This window comes from Shinella zoogloeoides, assembly GCF_022682305.1.
GTDB lineage: Bacteria > Pseudomonadota > Alphaproteobacteria > Rhizobiales > Rhizobiaceae > Shinella > Shinella zoogloeoides_B.
In genome coordinates, this window is the sequence record NZ_CP093528.1 from 2870766 (window position 1) to 2888557 (window position 17792).

The window sequence follows — 17792 nt, forward strand, 5'->3', positions numbered from 1 at the left end:
CTCAGGCGCCGACCGCCCTGCCCGCGACGCGGCCGGAGAAAAGGCATCCACCGAGGAACGTCCCCTCCAGCGCATTGTAACCATGCAGGCCGCCGCCGCCGAAGCCGGCGGCCTCGCCCGCCGCGTAAAGCCCCGGCACCGGCCTGCCGGAAAGCTCCAGCACGCGGCCGGAAAGGTCGGTCTGGAGGCCCCCCAGCGTCTTGCGCGTCAGGATATTGAGGCGCACCGCGATCAGCGGCCCGGCCTTCGGATCGAGCAGCCGGTGCGGCTTGGCCGTGCGCATCAGCTTGTCGCCGAGATAGGCGCGCGCGCCGCGAATCGCCGTGACCTGCGCATCCTTGGAGAAGGGGTTGTCGATCTCGCGGTCGCGCGCCTCCACTTCGGCCCTGACCCTGGCCACATCCAGCAGCGGTTCGTCGGTCAGCGCATTCATCGCGGAAACGAGATCCCCGAGCTCGTCGCGCACCACGAAATCCGCCCCCTTGTCCATGAAGGCCTGCACCGGGCCGGGCGGGTTCTTGCCGAGGCGCTTGAGGAGAAGCGGGATATTCTTGCCGGTAATGTCCGGATTCTGCTCCGAGCCGGACAGGGCGAATTCCTTCTTGATGATCGCCCGCGTCAGGATGAACCAGCTATGATCGTAGCCGGCGGCGCGGATGGCCTTCAGCGTCGCCAGCGTATCGAAACCCGGCATGGCCGGGGCCGGGAACCGCCGCCCGCGCGCATCCAGCCAGAGCGACGACGGGCCGGGCAGGATGCGGATGCCGTGGCCGGGCCAGATCGGATCCCAGTTTCGAAGGCCTTCCGTATAATGCCACATCCGGTCGCCGTTGATGACGGAACCGCCGGCCTGCTGCGCGATCCCCAGCATGCGCCCATCGACATGGGCCGGCACGCCACTCACCATGAAGCCCGGCGGTTCGCCGAGGCGGTCACGCGGCCAGTTCTGCCGCACCAGATCGTGATTGCCGCCGATCCCGCCGGAAGACACCAGCACCGCGCCGGCACGAAGGCTGAAATCACCGACAACCGCGCGTGAGGTCGCGCGCCCGCGCTCGGCGGCATCCGGCGCCAGCACCGCGCCATGGGCGCCGACGACCACGCCGTTCTCGACGGCCAGCCCGTCGACGCGGTGGCGGAAGCGAAAGGCGAGCGTGCCGGAAACCCGCAATTCCTCGGCCCGGCGAATAAAGGGCGCGAGCACGCCGGGGCCTGTGCCCCAGGTCACGTGGAAGCGCGGCACGGAATTGCCGTGGCCGGTGGCGAGCCCGCCGCCCCGCTCCGCCCAGCCGACGACCGGAAACCAGCGCATGCCCATGGCATGCAGCCAGGCGCGCTTCTCGCCAGCCGCGAAGTCGAGATAGGATTCCGCCCAGCGGCGCGGCCAATAATCTTCCTGACGGTCGAAACCGGCCGAGCCGAGCCAGTCCTGCCGGGCGAGATCGATCGTGTCGCGGATGCGCATGCGACGCTGCTCGGGGCTGTCGACGAAGAACAGGCCGCCAAGCGACCAGAAGGCCTGCCCGCCAAGATTCTGTTCGCCCTCCTGATCGAGCACGATCACCTTGAGGCCGCGCCCCGCCGCCTCCGTCGCCGCCACGAGGCCGGCCAAGCCGGCCCCGATCACCAGAAGATCGCAATCCACGAAAAGCCTCCCGCGCCATATTAGGAAAACTTACGCATACGTGCGCGTAAGATCAACAGGACGGCATCGCGTCGCCGGCGCGTCGGCGCCGATTACTTCTCGGTCAATTTCAGCTCGATGCGGCGGTTGGTGGAGCGCGCCTTGTCGTCGTCTCCCTCGGCAATCGGCTGGAATTCACCGAAGCCGGCGGCAACCAGCCGGTTGGCCGGAACACCCCTGGAGATGAGGAACTTCACCACCGAGGTCGCGCGCGCCGAGGAAAGTTCCCAGTTATCGCGGTAGCGGCCCGTGCCGGAAAGCGGCACATTGTCCGTATGGCCGTCGACGCGCAGCACCCAATTGATCTCGGAGGGAATCTCCTTTGCGAGATCGAGCAGCGCCGTCGCGAGCTTGCCCATCTCCGCCTGCCCGGCCTCGTTGAGGTCGCTGCCGCCCGAGGGGAACAGCACTTCCGACTGGAAGACGAAGCGATCGCCGACGATGCGGATATTCTCCCGGTCGGAGAGGATTTCACGCAGGCGTCCGAAGAAATCGGAGCGGTAGCGGTTGAGTTCCTGCACGCGCTGCGCAAGCGCCACATTGAGCCGGCGGCCGAGATCGGCGATCTTGGCCTGCGAGGACTGGTCCTTCGCCTCGGACGCCTGCAAGGCCTCTTCCACGGCCGCGATCTGGCTGCGCAGCGCGGCGATCTGCTGGTTGAGCAGCTCGATCTGGCTCATCGCCCGCGCGCTCACCTGCTTTTCCGAATCGAGTTCGCCCTCGAGCGTGACGACCCGGGCATTGGCCGTATCCGACGCGCCCGCGCCGCTGTCGAGCAATTGCTGAAGCCGCGTCCGGTCGCTTTCCGACTGGGCGAGCGAGGCCTGAAGATTGGCGAGCGCATCCTCCAGATCCTGCTTGCCGCTCTTTTCCAGCGCCAGCAGTTGCGTCAGCTCGTTGATCTGGCTCGTCAGCCTGTTGAGCACATCGTCCTTGCCGGAAATCTCGCGGCTGAGGAAGAACTGCGCCAGCACGAAGACGGTCAGCAGGAACATGATGGCGAGCAGCAGCGTCGACAGCGCGTCGACGAAGCCCGGCCAGTAATCGACGGTGCGCTGGCTGCGCCGGTTTCGCGCGAGCGCCATGATTATTCGCCCCCGGTCGTGTGGGCTTTCTCGGCGGCGCGATCGGCCTTTTCGCCGCTGCGCGCGGCGAGCCGGTCGAGCGTGCGCCGCAGGGCCTTCGCCTCCTCCTGCTGCGCCTCGATCCAGTCGCGCAGCATCTGCTGCTCGCTGCGCATGTTCTTCACGAGACCCTGAATGCCCTCGGCAAGGCTCGCCATCGCGGCGGTGGAGCGGTTGCTGCCGCCGCTTTCCTGCGCGAGCAGCAGGATCTGCTCGGCAAGCGCCTGCACATCGGCGGAGGACGCACCGGTCGCGTCGGCGGCCGGCTGGAGTTCCGGCCCGACATCCGTGACCGAGGAGAGCCAGTTTTCCAGCTCGGTATAGAAACGGTTCTGCGCGCGCCCCGCCTGCAGGTCGAGGAAGCCGAGGATAAGCGAGGAGGAAAGGCCGAATAGCGATGTGGAGAAGGCCGTTCCCATGCCGGTCAGCGGCGCGGAAAGCCCTTCCTTCAGGGCATTGAGGATATCGTTCGCCGTGCCGCCGCCGGCATCCAGCGACTGGATGACCTGGCTGATCGAACCGATGGTGCCGAGAAGGCCCCAGAAGGTGCCGAGAAGGCCGAGGAAGACGAGAAGGCCGATCAGGTAGCGCGATGTATCACGGGATTCGTCGAGGCGGGTCGCGATGGAATCAAGAATCGAGCGGAGCGCCGTCGTGGAGAGCGCCACCGAATGGCGGCGGCCGATCAGCGAGCGCATCGGCGCGAGCAGGACCGGGTCGCGCCCGACCTTCTCGGCGCTCCCGGCCGCGCGGAACGAGTTGAACCAGCGCACTTCCGGCCGCAGCGCCAGCACATGGTTGAAGACCAGCAGGATGCCGATCAGGAGCACGCCGAGGATGAGGCCGTTGAGGCCGGGATTGGAAAGGAAGGCCGTCTGCGCCTGACGGAAGAGGATGGCGGCCACGAAGCCGACGATGATGAGGAAGATCACCATCGTCCAGAAGAACGCCATGGGGCTTGAGAGTTTGTGCGGGTAGTCCTCGGTCTCGGCCGAGCCTCCCCGGCCCGACAGCGCCAGCTTAGCCATGTAGTCGCATCTCCGCTTCCTCGATCGGGGGGGAGACTAGAGGAAGATTGCGACGAGTTGAAGGGCTTAGCGCGTCGGCACCGGGCGGTGCAGCACTTCGCGCAGCGCCTTGTGGATATATTCGTTGCCGGCGACGATCGTGCCGGTGTCGAACATCGCCGTGCCGCCGTCCAGATCGCTGACATAGCCGCCGGCTTCGCGAATCAGGAGGATACCCGCCGCCATGTCCCATTCGGCCAGGTCGCGCTCCCAGAAGCCGTCGAAGCGGCCGGCGGCGACATAGGCAAGGTCGAGCGCGGCCGCGCCGAGGCGGCGCATGCCGGCGACTTCGCCCATCGCGTGGCGCAGTTCGATCAGGTACTTGCCGTGGTTGCCGCGGCCGAGATGCGGCATGCCGCAGCCGATGACGGCATCCGAGAGGTTCTTGCGGGCCGCCACGCGCAGGCGGCGGTCGTTGAGGAAGGCCCCGCCGCCGCGCTCGGCGGTGAAAAGCTCGTCCGTCGCCGGGTTCAGCACGACGCCCGCGACGATCTCGCCATTGCGCTCCAGTGCGATGGAGACCGCGAAGCACGGAATGCCGTGCAGGAAGTTGGTCGTGCCGTCGAGCGGATCGACGATCCAGCGGTGCGCGCCGTCCGTGCCGGCGATCTCCTCGGATTCCTCGCCGAGGAAGCCGTAGGTCGGGCGGGCCTTCATCAGCTCCTCGCGGATGATCTTTTCCGCCTTGCGGTCGGCCTGCGAGACGTAGTCGCCCGGCCCCTTCAGCGAGACCTGCAGGTTCTGCACTTCGCCGAAATCGCGCGCGAGCGACTTGCCGGCCTTGAAAGCGGCCTGAACCATGACGTTGAGAAGAGCTGAACGAGCCATGCAACCTTGTCCTTCGGGAATGTCCGGCGCTCGGGACGGCAGAAGCCGCGGCGCGAAAACGCGCCGGGACCGGAATATGCGGCCTCAAGACCACAAATCCCCCGAAGTTTCAAGCCTTCTGCCCCTGCAAGGGATGCAAAGCAGGCCATCCTATCGCGCAACAGGGTAAATGCGGGAGCGTCAGGACCCCGAACGGTACTTGTTCGCCGCCGTGATCGCCGCCTTCTGCTGCTCGTCGTTGAGGCCGAGATAGAAGTCCTCCAGCGAGGGGTCGTTCAGCCCGGCGCGGCGCGCCAGCACGAACCACTTCGCCGCCTCGACCGGATCGGGCTTGGTGCCGATGGCGTGGATATAGAGCTGGGCGAGCTTGCTCTGGGCGACCGGGTTGCCGCCGTCCGCCGCTCGCTTCAGCCATTTGAAGCCGGCATCGAAGTCGCGCTCGCCGGCCGTGCCGTTCACCAGCCACATGCCGAGGTCGAGCTGGGCGGTGTCGTAGCCGGCCCGGGCCGCGCGCAGCAGCCATTCGCGGGCGCGCTTCTTCTTCTCCTCCGGCAGATCCTTCAGGTTCTCGTAGATCTGCGACAGCGCGTACTGCGCATCCGCGATGCCCTGCTCGGCGGATTTCTCGTAATAGGGCAGCGCCTCGCGCAGCCCCTTCTCGCCGGGATTGTCCGACACCAGAACCTGCGCATAGTTGAACTGCGCCGAGGGATTGCCGAGTTCGGCCGATTTCTTCATCAGCTCGTCGGCCTTCTTGCGGTCGTCCTTCGAGCGGGAGCGCTCCATCAGGAGGACGGCGTATTTGAACATGCCGGTCGGATCGCCGCCATTGGCCGCCTGCTCGTACCAGAACATCGCCTGGTCGCGGTTGCGCTTGACGCCGAGGCCGCGGTCGAGGATTTCGGCAACGAGCGTCTGCGCCGCCGGGTCGCCGAGCTGGGCGCGCGGCAGGGCGAGTTCCATCGCCGTGAGATAACGTCCGCGCTGGAATGCGCCATAGGCCTCGTCGACCTTGCCGGTGAAGGGCTTTTCCGCCGGAAGGGCCGGAAGATCCGCCCCCATGCGGTCGAGGACCGTCAGGCCCGTCGATGGCCCGTCTTCCGGTTTCTCCCCAGGCTTGTCCTTGCCCGTCTCCGTCGTCCGGACCGTTGACGCCGCCTTGTCCTCGGGCGCGTCCTTCTGCTCGACCTGGTCGCCGGCCGTGACGGAAGGGCCCTTCTTCGCCGTTTCCGCCAAGGCGGGCGCGGCCACGAGAACGCCCGCGGCGAGAAGCGCCATCGGCGCGATACGGCTAGCTTGCGAAAGAACGGCCCTGATCATGAACCCTACTATTCCTCAAACCGTGGCGCTTTTTCGTCAAGCAGAGCATTGACGGCCGCGACCACATGCGGGGCCTGCGCGGGATCGGCGAAAACCGCCTTGTCGAGCGCCACGAATTCCGCGCCGGTCTCGGCCACGGCCAGCGCCGACTGCGGGTCCGTGCCGCCGAGCACGATGCAGGGAATCTCGACCATCGAGGCCCACCATTCCGCGAGCGCCAGATTCTTCGGATGCGCCTCCGGCTTGATGTCACCGCCGATCTTGCCGAAGAAGATATAGTCCGGCTGCACTTCGCCGATCTCCAGCGCCTTGTGCCTGTCCGTCGCGTTACCGCCGCCGACGATGAGCTTCGGCGTGAATTTCTCCACCGCCTCGCCAAGCTCCTCGACGCCGCCCGTCACATGGATGCCGTCGGCCTTCGCCCGGCCCGCCACACGTGTATCGCCGGCCACCAGCGCCGCCGCGCCAGCCTTCTGCACGAGCGCGACCAGCGTCTCGGCATGTTTCTGGAACTGCCCGTCGTCCAGCCCGTATTGCGGCAGGATGACCGAGGCGACGTCACCGCCCTTCAAGGCCCCCTCCAGCATCGCCGCCCGCGCGGCAAGGTCCTCGCCCTCGGGAAGGATCAGCACGAGACGGCAGCGGCTTTCGACATTGGACATGAATGGGACTTCCCTTGCGTTGCGGCCGCCGATTGCGGCGGCCGGTCTCGTCATAACAGATCAAAGCGGATAGACGGAAGGACGAACAGGATCAATCGCCTTCCATGTCCATCGACCCCGCCATCTACTACGCCGCCGTTCCCGCGGTCATCCTCGTCGGCCTCACCAAGGGTGGCATGGGCGAGGCGCTCGCGCTCATGGGCGTGCCGCTGCTCGCCATCGCCGTGCCGCCGGTGCAGGCCGCCGCCATCCTGCTGCCGATCCTCGTCGTCATGGACTGCGTCTCGCTCTGGATCTGGCGCCGGCACAACGACCGGACGCTTCTCAAGATGCTGCTGCCGGGTGCCCTTCTCGGCCTTGCCGTCGGCTGGGCGACCTCGGCCTATGTGCCGCGCGATGCGCTCCGCCTCATCATCGGGGTGATCACCGTGCTCTTCGCCGCCCGCTATTTCTACAATAGCTGGCGCATGCGCCACGGCCACGTCATCCATGCGAAACCGCACCGACTCGTACCCGCCGCCTTTCTCGGCACGCTTTCCGGCTATGGCAGCTTCGTCGCCCATGCCGGCGGCGCGCCCTTCCAGGTCTACGGCCTGCCGCTGAAGCTGCCGCCGCGCGACTATACGGGCGCCGCCGTACGCTTCTTCGCCATCCTCAACTTCCTGAAGCTCGGCCCCTATTTCGCGCTCGGACAGTTCGGCACGGAGAATCTCACCATCTCCGCCACGCTCATTCCCCTCGCCATAGCCGCCACGGCCTTGGGCGGTTTCGTCGTCAAGCGCATGAAGCCGGATGTGTTCTATCCCTTCATGTATGCCATGGCCTTCATCGCCGGCCTAAACCTTGTCTACGACGGCGCGCGCTCCTTCTTCTGAGCGGCTCTTCGCAGCGCACAAAATACTTGCCGCACCTGCTGCTTTGCCATAGCCTCCGGCCATGACCCAGCCGGACCCCTTCTCCGCGATCGCCGACCCGAACCGCAGGTTCCTGCTGGAAGAGCTGCGCCGCGCCCCGCGCACGGTCAACGAACTGTCCGAGGGCCTGCCGATCAGCCGCCCGGCGGTATCGCAGCACCTCAAGGCCCTGCTCGATTCCAACCTCGTCAGCGTGAAGGCCGAGGGCACGAGGCGCATCTACACCATCAACGCGCGGGGCTTCGACCGGCTCAATCTCTGGCTCGACCAGTTCTGGTCCTGAGCACCGCACTCGTCCCGTTTTGAAACAGAACGCCCCGGCGCGTCTTTCGAGCGGGCCAGGGCGTCACGACATCTATGATTTCGTATTTCGGAAGCGGTTTCGCGAAATGGGTTCCGACCCAGGTCCTCCCATACAGACCATCTGTTCCGCGACATGCCTCCTTCTGATAACTTTGGAAAAACCCCTGTCTTTTCAGTGAGAAGAAGAGCGAAGGCGCTCGATCTCATCCTTGATGCGCAGCTTGCGACGCTTGATCTCCGCAATCGTCTGATCCTCAGCCGAGGGGCGGTTCACCGCGGCATGCAGCTCTTCTTCCAGAGCGACGTGCTTCTTTTCGAGCGTAGCCAGATGGGCCTCAATCGTCATGTGACAGTTCCTTCCTTTTGCTTGCACCCGGTCACTTGCGTGCCGGATGATCCAGGTTGCAACAAAGTCAGTGTGCCATGTCATTTTTCATTTGTCGAAGGCGAAAACGTGGCGAGGGATAACTTCCCGTTACCAGGGGTTTCGTGGTAGGAGCAGCCTTCACAGAAGGCGCGCGAGGGGGACCGACCGCGCCCGCGAGGACGGGGAACGAACAGCATGGCAGACCAGGAACAGGCTGAATTGCGGCTTGCCGCGGCACGGCTCCGCCAGGAGCACGAAGACTACGACGCCGCGATCAACGCCATGATCCAGACCGGGTGCGAAGCCCTCAGGATCCAGCGCATGAAGAAGAAGAAACTGATCCTGAAGGACAAGATTTCCAAGCTGGAAGACCAGATCATCCCCGACATCATCGCCTGAACGGACGAGACGCCTTGGACACGACAGAAACGCCCCCCGTCGCCATCATCATGGGAAGCCAGTCCGACTGGGAGACGATGAAGAACGCCGCCGACACGCTCGATGCGCTCGGCGTCGATTACGAGGCCCGCATCATTTCGGCGCACCGCACGCCCGACCGGCTCTACAGCTTCGCGCGCGGCGCGAAGGCGGAAGGCTTCAAGGTGATCGTCGCCGGCGCCGGCGGCGCGGCCCACCTGCCCGGCATGGCCGCCGCCATGACCCCTCTTCCGGTCTTCGGCGTCCCGGTGCAGTCCAAGGCCCTTTCCGGCCAGGACAGCCTGCTCTCCATCGTGCAGATGCCGGCCGGCATTCCCGTCGGCACGCTCGCCATCGGCAAGGCCGGCGCGGTCAACGCCGCGCTGCTCGCCGCCGCCGTGCTGGCCCTCAGCGACCCGGAGCTTGCCCACCGCCTCGACGAATGGCGCGAGAACCAGTCGAACGCCGTCGCCGAATATCCCGTGGACGGCCCGCTATGAGCGTACGCACGATCGGCATCATCGGCGGCGGTCAGCTCGGCCGCATGCTGGCCATGGCCGCCGCGCGGCTCAACCTGCGCACCGTCATCCTGGAGCCGCAGCCCGATTGCCCGGCCGCGCAGGTCGCCAACGCCCAGATCGTCGCGCCCTATGACGACCCGGATGCGCTTGCCGAGCTTGCCCGCCTCTCGGATGTCGTGACCTACGAATTCGAAAACGTGCCCGTCACCGCCGCCGAGAAGCTGGCGGCCTCCGTGCCGGTCTTCCCCCCGCCGCGCGCACTGGAAGTCTCGCAGGACCGGCTGGTCGAAAAGAGCTTCATCCGCGACTGCGGCATCCTCACCGCCGATTTCGCCGCTGTCGACAGCCAGGCCGACCTCCAGGCTGCGCTCGACGCCTTCGGCGGCGTCGGTGTCCTCAAGACCCGCCGCCTCGGCTATGACGGCAAAGGCCAGCGCCTGTTCCGCTCGCCCGCCGAGAACCGCGAGGGCGCCTTTGAAGCCCTGGGGGGCGTGCCGCTGATCCTCGAAAGCCTCGTGCCCTTCGAGCGGGAAGTCTCGATCATCGCGGCGCGCGACCACGACGGCACGATCGCCTGCTATGATCCGGCGGAGAACGTCCACCGCAACGGCATCCTGCACACCTCCACCCTGCCCGCCCGCGTCAGCGAAACGACGGCGGACCAGGCCCGCAAGGCGGCGCGCGCGATTCTCGACAGCCTCGATTATGTCGGCGTGATCGGCGTCGAGTTCTTCGTCCTGCCGGACGGCGGGCTGGTCGCCAACGAGATCGCGCCCCGCGTGCACAATTCCGGCCACTGGACGGAGGCGGCCTGCGTCATCTCGCAGTTCGAGCAGCATATCCGCGCCGTCGCCGGCCATATGCTGGGCGATCCGCGCCGCCATTCGGACTGCGTGATGCAGAATCTGATCGGCGACGACATCGACGACGTGCCCGCCTGGCTCGAAAAACCCGGCGTGCTCGTCCACCTCTACGGCAAGACGGAAGCCCGCCCCGGCCGTAAAATGGGGCATATCACCCAGATTCTCGACTGAGGGAGGCTGGAAAACCGGCTTCCACGGTTGACAGCGGAAATGTCCCGGGTTACATGCCTGCCAACCCGAAAGCGCGCCCGAAATGGCGCGTTTTTGATTGAGGAAATCCGGCGAACTCGAGTCGCCCCGAAATACGCGGATCAGAAAAATGAAGATCAAGAATTCGCTCAAGTCGCTCAAGGCTCGTCATCGCGAGAACCGCCTTGTTCGCCGCAAGGGCCGTGTCTACATCATCAACAAGCAGAACCCGCGCTTCAAGGCCCGTCAGGGCTGATAAGCGTCGCGGTCGCCTTTCCGCCCTGCGGAAAGCGATGATCGACAAATAATGATTTGAAGTTGGCGCATGGCGGTTTACCATAACCGCCATGCGCTTTTTCATGCTTACCGCTCTCTGCCTTTCCCTCTCCCTCACCGGCGCGCTTGCGCAGACGGCGGACAAGGCCTCGCTCGACGCCCCGTCCAGCGCCTTCACCACGCCCGCCCAGCGACTCGATACGCTCTTCGGCGAGTTGAAGCATGAAGGCGACCCCGACAAGGCCAGAAACATCGCCGACCAGATTCGCCGCGAATGGCAGGAATCGGGCAGCGCCACGATCAACCTCCTGATCCAGTGGGCCGACAAGGCGATCTCCGAGGAGAACAACGCCGCCGCGCTCGATTTCCTCGACGAGGCGATTCGCCTGAAACCTGACTACATCGAGGGCTGGAACCGCCGCGCGACCCTGCACTTCAAGGCCGGTAACTACCGCAAGTCCATGTCCGACATAAATCAGGTGCTCAAGATCGAGCCACGCCATTTCGGCGCGCTCACCGGCATGGCGGCAATCATGGCGCAGACCGGGCGCGACGAACTGGCGTTGCGGGCGCTGGAAAAGGTTCTCGACCTCTATCCCGCCGAGCGGGACGCGCAGAAGGAACTCGGCGACCTCGCGGAAAAGCTGACCGGCCAGCGCACCTGACCGCGAGGTGGCGCGAATGGCCCGGATCGGCTATCAGAAGCCAACCGGATCGCTCCCAGCCTCTTCCCCCCGCCCATGCTGACAGCCCTTCTCGCCACGCCCCTCGTCCTCCTCGTCGCCGGCTTTGCCTTCTCGGCATGGAGAACACGGGCGCTCGAGCGGCAGTTCCCGAATGTCGGCGAACCGATCGACATCGGCGGCCTGCGCATGAACAGCGTGTTCGTGCCGGCCGGCACGACGGCGGACCTGCCGCCCGTCGTTTTCATCCACGGCGCGAGCGGCAACCTTCGCGACCAGATGCATGCCTTCCGCAACAGGCTCGAAGGTCGCGCCGATCTCCTCTTCCTCGACCGCCCCGGCCACGGATATTCCGAGCGTGGCGGGCCGGAGAATGCGTTTCCCGATGGCCAGGCGCACGCCATCGCGCGGCTGATGGACAGGCGCGGCATCGGCAGGGCCATCATCGTCGGCCACTCCTTCGGCGGCGCCATCGCCGCGAGCTTTGCGCTGGAGCACCCGGAAAAGACGGCGGGGCTTCTCTTCCTCGCCCCCGCCACACATCCCTGGCCGGGCGGCATCGACTGGTACTACGATCTCGCGAAGCTGCCGGTGATCGGCTGGCTCTTCAGCCATATCGTGGCCATGCCCGCCGGCCTCCTGCGCATCGAGGGCGGCACCCGGTCCGTCTTCTCCCCCAATCCTTGCCCTGACGACTATATCGCGGCGACGGCCCCCGCCCTCGTGCTGCGCCCGAAAACCTTCCGCAACAATGCAATCGACGTGGCGAGCCTGCTCGATCATGTCCGCCGCATACAGCCGCGCTACGCCGAGATCCGCACGCCGACAGTCATCGTTACCGGCGATACGGACGGCATCGTCTATGAGGAAATTCATTCGCGCGGACTGGCGCGCGATATTGCCGGGTCGGAACTCGTGTGGATCCGCAATCTCGGCCACAAGCCGGATTACGTCGTCACCGATCTTGCCATAGAGGCGCTGGAGAAGATCGCCGGCCGGGATCGCGACCTCCAGGAATCGGCAAGGCGGGCCGAGGCCCGCCTTGCGAAGGATCACATATAGAAGGCGCTGTCAGACGCCGCTGACGCCGTCGGCGGCGATATAGGCAATGCGCAGCATGTTCGTCGCGCCGGGCGTGCGCAGCGGCACGCCGGCCGAGATGATGATGCGGTCACCCGGCTTGCCGAATTCTTCGGCAACCACGATGCGGCAGGCGCGGTTGACCATGTCGTCGAGGTCTTCAGCGTCGCCCGTGACGACGCAGTGCAGGCCCCAGACCACCGACAGACGGCGCGCGGTCTCGATGACCGGCGACAGCGCCAGGACCGGCGTATCCGGCCGCTCGCGCGCGGTGCGCAGGCCCGTCGTGCCCGACGAGGTGTAACAGACGATAGCCGACAGCTTCAGCGTCTCGGCGATCTGGCGCGCGGCGAGCGAGATGGCGTCCGCGCCGGTCGCTTCCGGCGTCGAGCGCTGGGCGTAGATGATGCCCGGATAATGCGGGTCGCGCTCGACCTTGCTGGCGATGGACGCCATGGTGGAGACCGCCTCGACCGGGTAATCGCCGGAAGCGGATTCGGCCGACAGCATCACGGCATCCGCGCCTTCGAAGACGGCGGTCGCGACGTCGGAGACTTCGGCGCGGGTCGGCACCGGCGCGGAGATCATCGATTCCAGCATCTGCGTGGCGACGACGACCGGCTTGCCGGCGCGGCGGCAGGCGCGGATGAGCTGCTTCTGCAGGCCGGGAACGGCTTCCAGCGGCATTTCCACGCCAAGGTCGCCACGGGCGACCATGAGGGCGTCGGAAAGCTCGATGATCTCGTCGATGCGCTCGATGGCCTGCGGCTTCTCGATCTTCGACATCAGGCCGACGCGGCCGCGCGCGACCTTGCGCACTTCGGCAAGGTCTTCCGGACGCTGGATGAACGAGAGCGCCACCCAGTCGACGCTGCCGGTCGCCAGAACGGCGTCGAGGTCGATACGGTCCTTCTCCGTCAGCGCGCCCACGCCGAGCAGCGTGTCGGGCAGGCTCACGCCCTTGCGGTCGGAGATCTTGGTGCCGGAGACGACCGTGCAGACGATGGACTTGCCGTCGGACGACTCGGCGCGCAGATGCAGCTTGCCGTCGTCGATCAGCAGGCGATGGCCGGGCTTGACCGCTTCGAGGATTTCCGGATGCGGCAGGAACACGCGGGTGTTGTCGCCGGGCACATCCTTGTTGTCGAGAGTGAAGGTCTGGCCGGGCTTCAGTTCCTCCGAGCCGTTGGCGAACTTGCCGACGCGCAGCTTCGGCCCCTGGAGGTCGGCGAGGATGCCGATCGGGCGGCCGCAGCGGGCTTCCACGGCGCGGATGCGGCTGATCAGCGTGCGCATCACGTCATGGCTGGCGTGGCTCATATTGATGCGGAACAGGTCTGCTCCCGCCTCGTGCAGCTTCTGGATCATCTGCTCGTCAGACGATGCCGGTCCGAGCGTGGCGAGGATTTTGACTTTTCTGTTCCGTCTCATCAGTTCTGGCTCTCCTGCGTCCCTGGCGTATCGGAGAGCTGCACCATCCAGCTTCCCTGCCGCCCCGTGTCATATTCCTTGAAGCCCATGCGCTGGAAACCGCGTGCGAAGCAGTCCTCGACGCCGGTGATCTTGAACTCGTTCTCGGCGACGCACATGTTGACGTCGCCGGTCCAGCGGCCGCCGCGGGCGGCGTCCTCGGCATAGAGATAGTAGTAGCGCGACTGCAATTCGCCCTCGATCAGCGTGGCGCAGGTCGTGGCCGGCACCTGCCACCAGCCCTCGGTCACCCAGCCTTCCTTGGCGCGGTAGCCGATGGCGACGCCGACGAGGTTCTGCGTGCCGTTGCAGACGCGGAAATCGGCCCTCGCCTCATCCGCGACGGAAAAGGCGAGAAAACCCGCGACGAGGAAGAGGCCGGCCTGGAAAAGGCCGCCGGCTTTCGAGAAAAACGGGCGATGGGTCTTGGCTCTCACGGCTTCCAATGGAACTCCGTTGATTTGAATATGCGCTTTCTTGCGACGGCGGGGCATGAATGTCAACGCGGCTCTAATCGATTACATTGTCATGAAAAGAGAAGGAATCTTTCCCGAACGCCAAGCATTGCGGGTTGCGGGGCGGATCGCCCCATGCGATCACTTGCGGGGCGCGGCGTACAATCGGCAAAAGCATGCAGGACCATCCTCCTTTCGAGATCATCGACGGCGACACAAGCCTGGGGCTTGTCATTCTCGCGGACCACGCAACGAACCTCCTGCCCGAACGCTACGGCCGCCTCGGCCTGCCGGAAAGCGCCTTCGAGCGCCACATCGCCTACGATATCGGCGTGGAAGGCGTGGTGCGCGGCCTCAATGCCCGGCTGAACGCACCGGTGGTCATGAGCCGCTTTTCCCGCCTCCTCATCGATCCCAACCGGGGCGAGGACGACCCGACGCTCGTCATGCGCATTTCCGACGGCGCGATCATTCCAGGCAATCATCCGATCACGCCGGAAGAATGGCAATACCGGCTGGAAGCCTTCCACCGCCCCTATCACGATGCCGTGTCCCGCACGATCCGTGCGGTTGAGGAACGGACCGGCAAGGCTCCGCTCGTCATCTCCATGCATTCCTACACGCCGGCCTGGAAAGGCGTTCCCCGCCCCTGGCACGTGACGGTGCTGTGGGACAGCGATCCGCGCGCCGTGCGCCCGCTGCTTGCCGAACTGGAATCGCCCGGCGACGTGGTGGTGGGCGACAACGAGCCTTATGACGGGGCGCTGCGCGGCGACACCCTCTTCCATCATTGCATGAAGCCGGGTATCGCCCATGCACTCATCGAGATCCGCCAGGACGAGATCGGCGATGCGGACGGGATTGCCCGCTGGGCCGACCGGCTGGCGCCGATCTTCGCCCGGTTGAATGCGGACGAGGCCCTGCACACATACGAGATACACCCTTCCCGCACCGGACCGTACTGAGACCGAAACGATGACCGAACTGACGAAAGACCAGCAGACCGAATTCGAGGCCGCCGCCTTCCGGCGCCTCGTCAGGCACCTTCGCGAACGCAGCGACGTGCAGAACATCGACCTGATGAACCTTGCCGGCTTCTGCCGCAACTGCCTGTCGAACTGGTATCGCGAGGCGGCCAACGAGGCCGGTGTCCCGCTCGACAAGGATGCCTCCCGCGAGATCGTCTACGGCATGCCCTACGAGGAATGGCGCACCCTGCACCAGCGCGAGGCGAGCGATGCGCAACTTGCCGCCTTCGAGGTCAACCGCCCGAAGGAATGACGCCGCCGGCGCGCGAAAATCCTGAACGAACGCGCGACAGGCCTTGATCTTGCCGGAAGTTCGCGGCAAGTCACGGCACCTTTCGAATTTCCAGCCATCCAAGGAGAAGACCATGTCGGATGCCCACGGCGTAGCACGCGACCAGCTTCGCGCGTTCATCGAGCGGATCGAACGCCTCGAGGAAGAAAAGAAGACCATCGCCGACGACATCAAGGACGTCTATGGCGAAGCCAAGGGAACCGGCTTCGACACCAAGATCCTGCGCAAGGTCATCCAGATCCGCAAGCAGGACAAGGACGAGCGCATGGAGCAGGAAGCAATCCTCGACACCTACCTGCAGGCCCTCGGCATGATCGAGCTGCCGCCGGACGCCGAATAAGCCTTCGACCAGTTCCAACAAAAAACCCGCCGGATCGCTCCGGCGGGTTTTTTGTTGGAACTGGTCGGCCAGTCAGTTGCCGGCGCTCTCGAACTTGCGCACTTCCATGAAGTTGACCGCCGTGCCGCTGAACCGGCCTGCGTCGATCGACTTGCCCTCGGACTGGAAGCCGGCCATGTAGACGGTCGTCGGCGCGGCGCGCAGCGTGCGGCTGACAAAGCGCGGGGCCTTGACCGGCTTGGCGTTGGACGAGACGCTATCCTGGGCGAGCGCCCATTGCGACAGGATCTTCTGCGTCGCCTTCGGTTCGGTGCGGATCGCGCCGCGGCTGGCGGCATCGGCATCCTTCTTCTTCGGGCGACCGCCCTTCGCGGGCGTTTCCTCGACCGTCTTCGCGTCGAAAGCGTCCGCACCGGAAAGCGAGCGGGTGCCGCCAGCCGGAAGCAGCGCGGCCATCTCGACCGGCGTGCCGTCCGACTGGTCCGTCGCCGGATCGGCCACGGGGTCGGCAAGCGCGGCAAGGCCGGACCGGTCGGCGGTAGACGGCAGGGCGACCTGCGCTTCCGCGGCCGCCATCAGCGCCGTCTGCGACTTGTCCAGTTCGACCTGTGGGCGCAGGCCCGGCACCGGAACCATGGCCAGCTCCACGCCGTCCTCGGCTGCGGCTTCCGCCGTCATGGTCTCTGCCGGCTGCGCGTCGCCAGCCTGCGTGCGGGCGCCCAGCATCATGGGAACCGGAACCTTGTAGGCGGCAAGGTCCTCGAATTCGGGCTTCCGCTCCTCAGCCGTCGCCGCTTCCAGCGCCGCGACGGCGCCGCTGGTCGTCGGCGCGACAAGGGCAAGCTCGCTCGTCGCCTCGGCGGACTTGAAGGCCGGGCGGTTCCCCGGGACGGGCGCGTTGAAGGCGACCTCCGTCTCGGCCGCCGTGACGGCCGGCTGCACGTCCTCAACGATCTTCGCCTTGGAGCCGCCGGGATTGCTGGCATCGAATTCGTCCGCGATGGTCGCGGTGCTGGCGATCATTTCGGGTTCTTCATCCTCGTCGCCGCCGCCGCCGAAGAGCGCGGCGAGGAAACCGCCCTTGCGCTTGGACGCCTTGGGGCTGGAGCCGCCGCCGGCAACTTCGATCGTGTCCGCGCCGACGCGGCGCTTGTAGTCTGCCACGGCCTGCTGGTAGCCCGGCAGCGGCTTGCCGTCGGCCGGCACGTGCATGGTCTTGCCGTCGGGGAAGAGGCTGACGAGTTCCTGGCGGCTCATGCGCGGCCATGCGCGCACGCTGCCAACGTCGAGATGGACGAAGGGCGAGCCGGATGTGGGATAGAAGCCGACGCCGCCGACCTGAAATTTCATGGCCGTGGCGCGCAGGTTCGCGAGCTTGACGCCCGGAATGTAGAAGTCCATCGCCTTGCCGAGCATGTGCTGGCTCTTCTTGGCGACGCCCTTGGAGCGCGAGCGCAGCATGCCGTTCGTCGCCGGCGAGCGATAGGCGGAAACGACGTTGATGTACCCCTTGCCGCCGACCTTCTGGTAGACTTCCCAGACGAGGTCGAAGAGGCGCGGGTCCATCTTCGTGGGTTCGTTGCGGCGCCAGTCGCGCAGGAACGTGTTGAGCTGCTTGAGGCCGCGCTGATCGTAGCGCCCGTTGCGCTTGAAGGTGATCTCGGCCTTTTCCTTGGTGTGGATGAAATAGAGCTTGAGCGTGCGGTTGCCGCTCTCGGCCTGAACCGTCGCGGGGATGGAAGCGGGCAGGATCAGGGCGGCGGAAAGCACGGCCGTGGTCAACGCCTTCGGCAGCTTATGCAGCACTGTCTTGCAGAGGCCGCTCAGGGAGGCCCCCTGACGCTTCATCGATGCGAACAAATTTGCCAACTCTTTCCCCGTCCAAAGGACAACGAGCGTCCGTTGCCCA

21 protein-coding genes are annotated in these 17792 nt (G+C 65.9%); 11 read left to right on the forward strand and 10 right to left on the reverse strand.

Annotated elements, in window-relative coordinates:
* Position 1: 1 nt before the first annotated feature.
* The 6 genes from MOE34_RS14325 to MOE34_RS14350 form a co-directional block, all read right to left on the reverse strand.
* Positions 2 to 1645 (reverse strand): FAD-binding dehydrogenase, encoded by a 1644-nt coding sequence (locus tag MOE34_RS14325; protein WP_242217875.1) that lies wholly within the window; start codon positions 1643 to 1645, stop codon positions 2 to 4.
* 92 nt (positions 1646 to 1737) lie between these two features.
* Complete coding sequence (locus MOE34_RS14330) at positions 1738 to 2769, reverse strand: peptidoglycan -binding protein (RefSeq protein WP_242217876.1); 1032 nt, start codon at positions 2767 to 2769, stop codon at positions 1738 to 1740.
* A 2-nt stretch (positions 2770 to 2771) separates the two neighbouring features.
* Positions 2772 to 3836, reverse strand: a complete 1065-nt coding sequence (locus MOE34_RS14335) for a MotA/TolQ/ExbB proton channel family protein (protein WP_242217877.1) — start codon at positions 3834 to 3836, stop codon at positions 2772 to 2774.
* 66 nt (positions 3837 to 3902) lie between these two features.
* Positions 3903 to 4703 (reverse strand): inositol monophosphatase family protein, encoded by an 801-nt coding sequence (locus tag MOE34_RS14340; protein WP_242217879.1) that lies wholly within the window; start codon positions 4701 to 4703, stop codon positions 3903 to 3905.
* Between the two features lie 180 nt (positions 4704 to 4883).
* On the reverse strand, positions 4884 to 5981 hold the full coding sequence (locus tag MOE34_RS14345) for a tetratricopeptide repeat protein (protein ID WP_431522444.1): 1098 nt from the start codon (positions 5979 to 5981) through the stop codon (positions 4884 to 4886).
* Positions 5982 to 6031: 50 nt separating this feature from the next.
* Entirely contained in the window at positions 6032 to 6685 is a 654-nt protein-coding gene (locus tag MOE34_RS14350) for a thiamine phosphate synthase (protein ID WP_242217883.1), read from the reverse strand.
* 104 nt (positions 6686 to 6789) lie between these two features.
* On the opposite strand from MOE34_RS14350, the gene MOE34_RS14355 reads away from it, so the two are divergent.
* Positions 6790 to 7560 carry a sulfite exporter TauE/SafE family protein gene (locus MOE34_RS14355; protein ID WP_242217885.1) on the forward strand — a complete coding sequence of 257 codons (771 nt, stop codon included), beginning with the start codon at positions 6790 to 6792 and terminating at the stop codon, positions 7558 to 7560.
* Positions 7561 to 7621: 61 nt separating this feature from the next.
* On the forward strand, positions 7622 to 7882 hold the full coding sequence (locus MOE34_RS14360) for an ArsR/SmtB family transcription factor (RefSeq protein WP_242217887.1): 261 nt from the start codon (positions 7622 to 7624) through the stop codon (positions 7880 to 7882).
* Between the two features lie 192 nt (positions 7883 to 8074).
* Here MOE34_RS14360 and MOE34_RS14365 read toward each other — a convergent pair whose 3' ends face one another.
* On the reverse strand, positions 8075 to 8248 hold the full coding sequence (locus MOE34_RS14365) for a YdcH family protein (RefSeq protein ID WP_160785268.1): 174 nt from the start codon (positions 8246 to 8248) through the stop codon (positions 8075 to 8077).
* 216 nt (positions 8249 to 8464) lie between these two features.
* Here MOE34_RS14365 and MOE34_RS14370 point away from each other — a divergent pair, with 216 nt between their 5' ends.
* The 6 genes from MOE34_RS14370 (at position 8465) to MOE34_RS14395 (ending at position 12280) form a co-directional block, all read left to right on the forward strand.
* Positions 8465 to 8668, forward strand: coding sequence for a YdcH family protein (locus tag MOE34_RS14370; RefSeq protein ID WP_242217889.1), 204 nt, complete (start codon positions 8465 to 8467; stop codon positions 8666 to 8668).
* A gap of 50 nt (positions 8669 to 8718) precedes the next feature.
* Positions 8719 to 9186: a 5-(carboxyamino)imidazole ribonucleotide mutase gene (gene purE, locus MOE34_RS14375; RefSeq protein ID WP_160785349.1), complete on the forward strand. Its 468-nt coding sequence runs from the start codon at positions 8719 to 8721 to the stop codon at positions 9184 to 9186.
* A complete protein-coding gene (locus MOE34_RS14380; RefSeq protein WP_242217891.1) occupies positions 9183 to 10241 on the forward strand; it encodes a 5-(carboxyamino)imidazole ribonucleotide synthase in 1059 nt (352 codons plus the stop codon). Before purE ends, MOE34_RS14380 begins: the two co-directional genes overlap by 4 nt.
* 148 nt (positions 10242 to 10389) lie before the next feature.
* The gene (ykgO, locus tag MOE34_RS14385; RefSeq protein WP_119256688.1) at positions 10390 to 10515 is read left to right on the forward strand and encodes a type B 50S ribosomal protein L36; all 126 of its coding nucleotides are present in this window, start codon (positions 10390 to 10392) and stop codon (positions 10513 to 10515) included.
* A gap of 82 nt (positions 10516 to 10597) precedes the next feature.
* On the forward strand, positions 10598 to 11200 hold the full coding sequence (locus MOE34_RS14390) for a tetratricopeptide repeat protein (protein ID WP_242224027.1): 603 nt from the start codon (positions 10598 to 10600) through the stop codon (positions 11198 to 11200).
* 75 nt (positions 11201 to 11275) lie between these two features.
* Positions 11276 to 12280, forward strand: coding sequence for an alpha/beta fold hydrolase (locus MOE34_RS14395; RefSeq protein WP_242217893.1), 1005 nt, complete (start codon positions 11276 to 11278; stop codon positions 12278 to 12280).
* 9 nt (positions 12281 to 12289) lie between these two features.
* Here the strand turns inward: MOE34_RS14395 and pyk are convergent, their stop codons facing one another.
* Both pyk and MOE34_RS14405 read right to left on the reverse strand, forming a co-directional pair.
* Positions 12290 to 13729, reverse strand: coding sequence for a pyruvate kinase (gene pyk / locus MOE34_RS14400; RefSeq protein WP_242217895.1), 1440 nt, complete (start codon positions 13727 to 13729; stop codon positions 12290 to 12292).
* On the reverse strand, positions 13729 to 14235 hold the full coding sequence (locus MOE34_RS14405; protein WP_242224028.1) for a DUF1036 domain-containing protein: 507 nt from the start codon (positions 14233 to 14235) through the stop codon (positions 13729 to 13731). Before MOE34_RS14405 ends, pyk begins: the two co-directional genes overlap by 1 nt.
* A 164-nt stretch (positions 14236 to 14399) precedes the next feature.
* Here MOE34_RS14405 and MOE34_RS14410 point away from each other — a divergent pair, with 164 nt between their 5' ends.
* The 3 genes from MOE34_RS14410 to MOE34_RS14420 all read left to right on the forward strand — a co-directional run bounded on the left by MOE34_RS14410 (position 14400) and on the right by MOE34_RS14420 (position 15883).
* Positions 14400 to 15188: an N-formylglutamate amidohydrolase gene (locus tag MOE34_RS14410; protein WP_242217897.1), complete on the forward strand. Its 789-nt coding sequence runs from the start codon at positions 14400 to 14402 to the stop codon at positions 15186 to 15188.
* A gap of 10 nt (positions 15189 to 15198) precedes the next feature.
* The gene (locus MOE34_RS14415; protein ID WP_242217899.1) at positions 15199 to 15504 is read left to right on the forward strand and encodes a DUF1244 domain-containing protein; all 306 of its coding nucleotides are present in this window, start codon (positions 15199 to 15201) and stop codon (positions 15502 to 15504) included.
* A 112-nt stretch (positions 15505 to 15616) separates the two neighbouring features.
* Positions 15617 to 15883 (forward strand): DUF2312 domain-containing protein, encoded by a 267-nt coding sequence (locus MOE34_RS14420; protein ID WP_160785259.1) that lies wholly within the window; start codon positions 15617 to 15619, stop codon positions 15881 to 15883.
* A 72-nt stretch (positions 15884 to 15955) separates the two neighbouring features.
* Here MOE34_RS14420 and MOE34_RS14425 read toward each other — a convergent pair whose 3' ends face one another.
* Complete coding sequence (locus tag MOE34_RS14425; protein WP_431522384.1) at positions 15956 to 17752, reverse strand: DUF882 domain-containing protein; 1797 nt, start codon at positions 17750 to 17752, stop codon at positions 15956 to 15958.
* Positions 17753 to 17792: the final 40 nt, after the last annotated feature.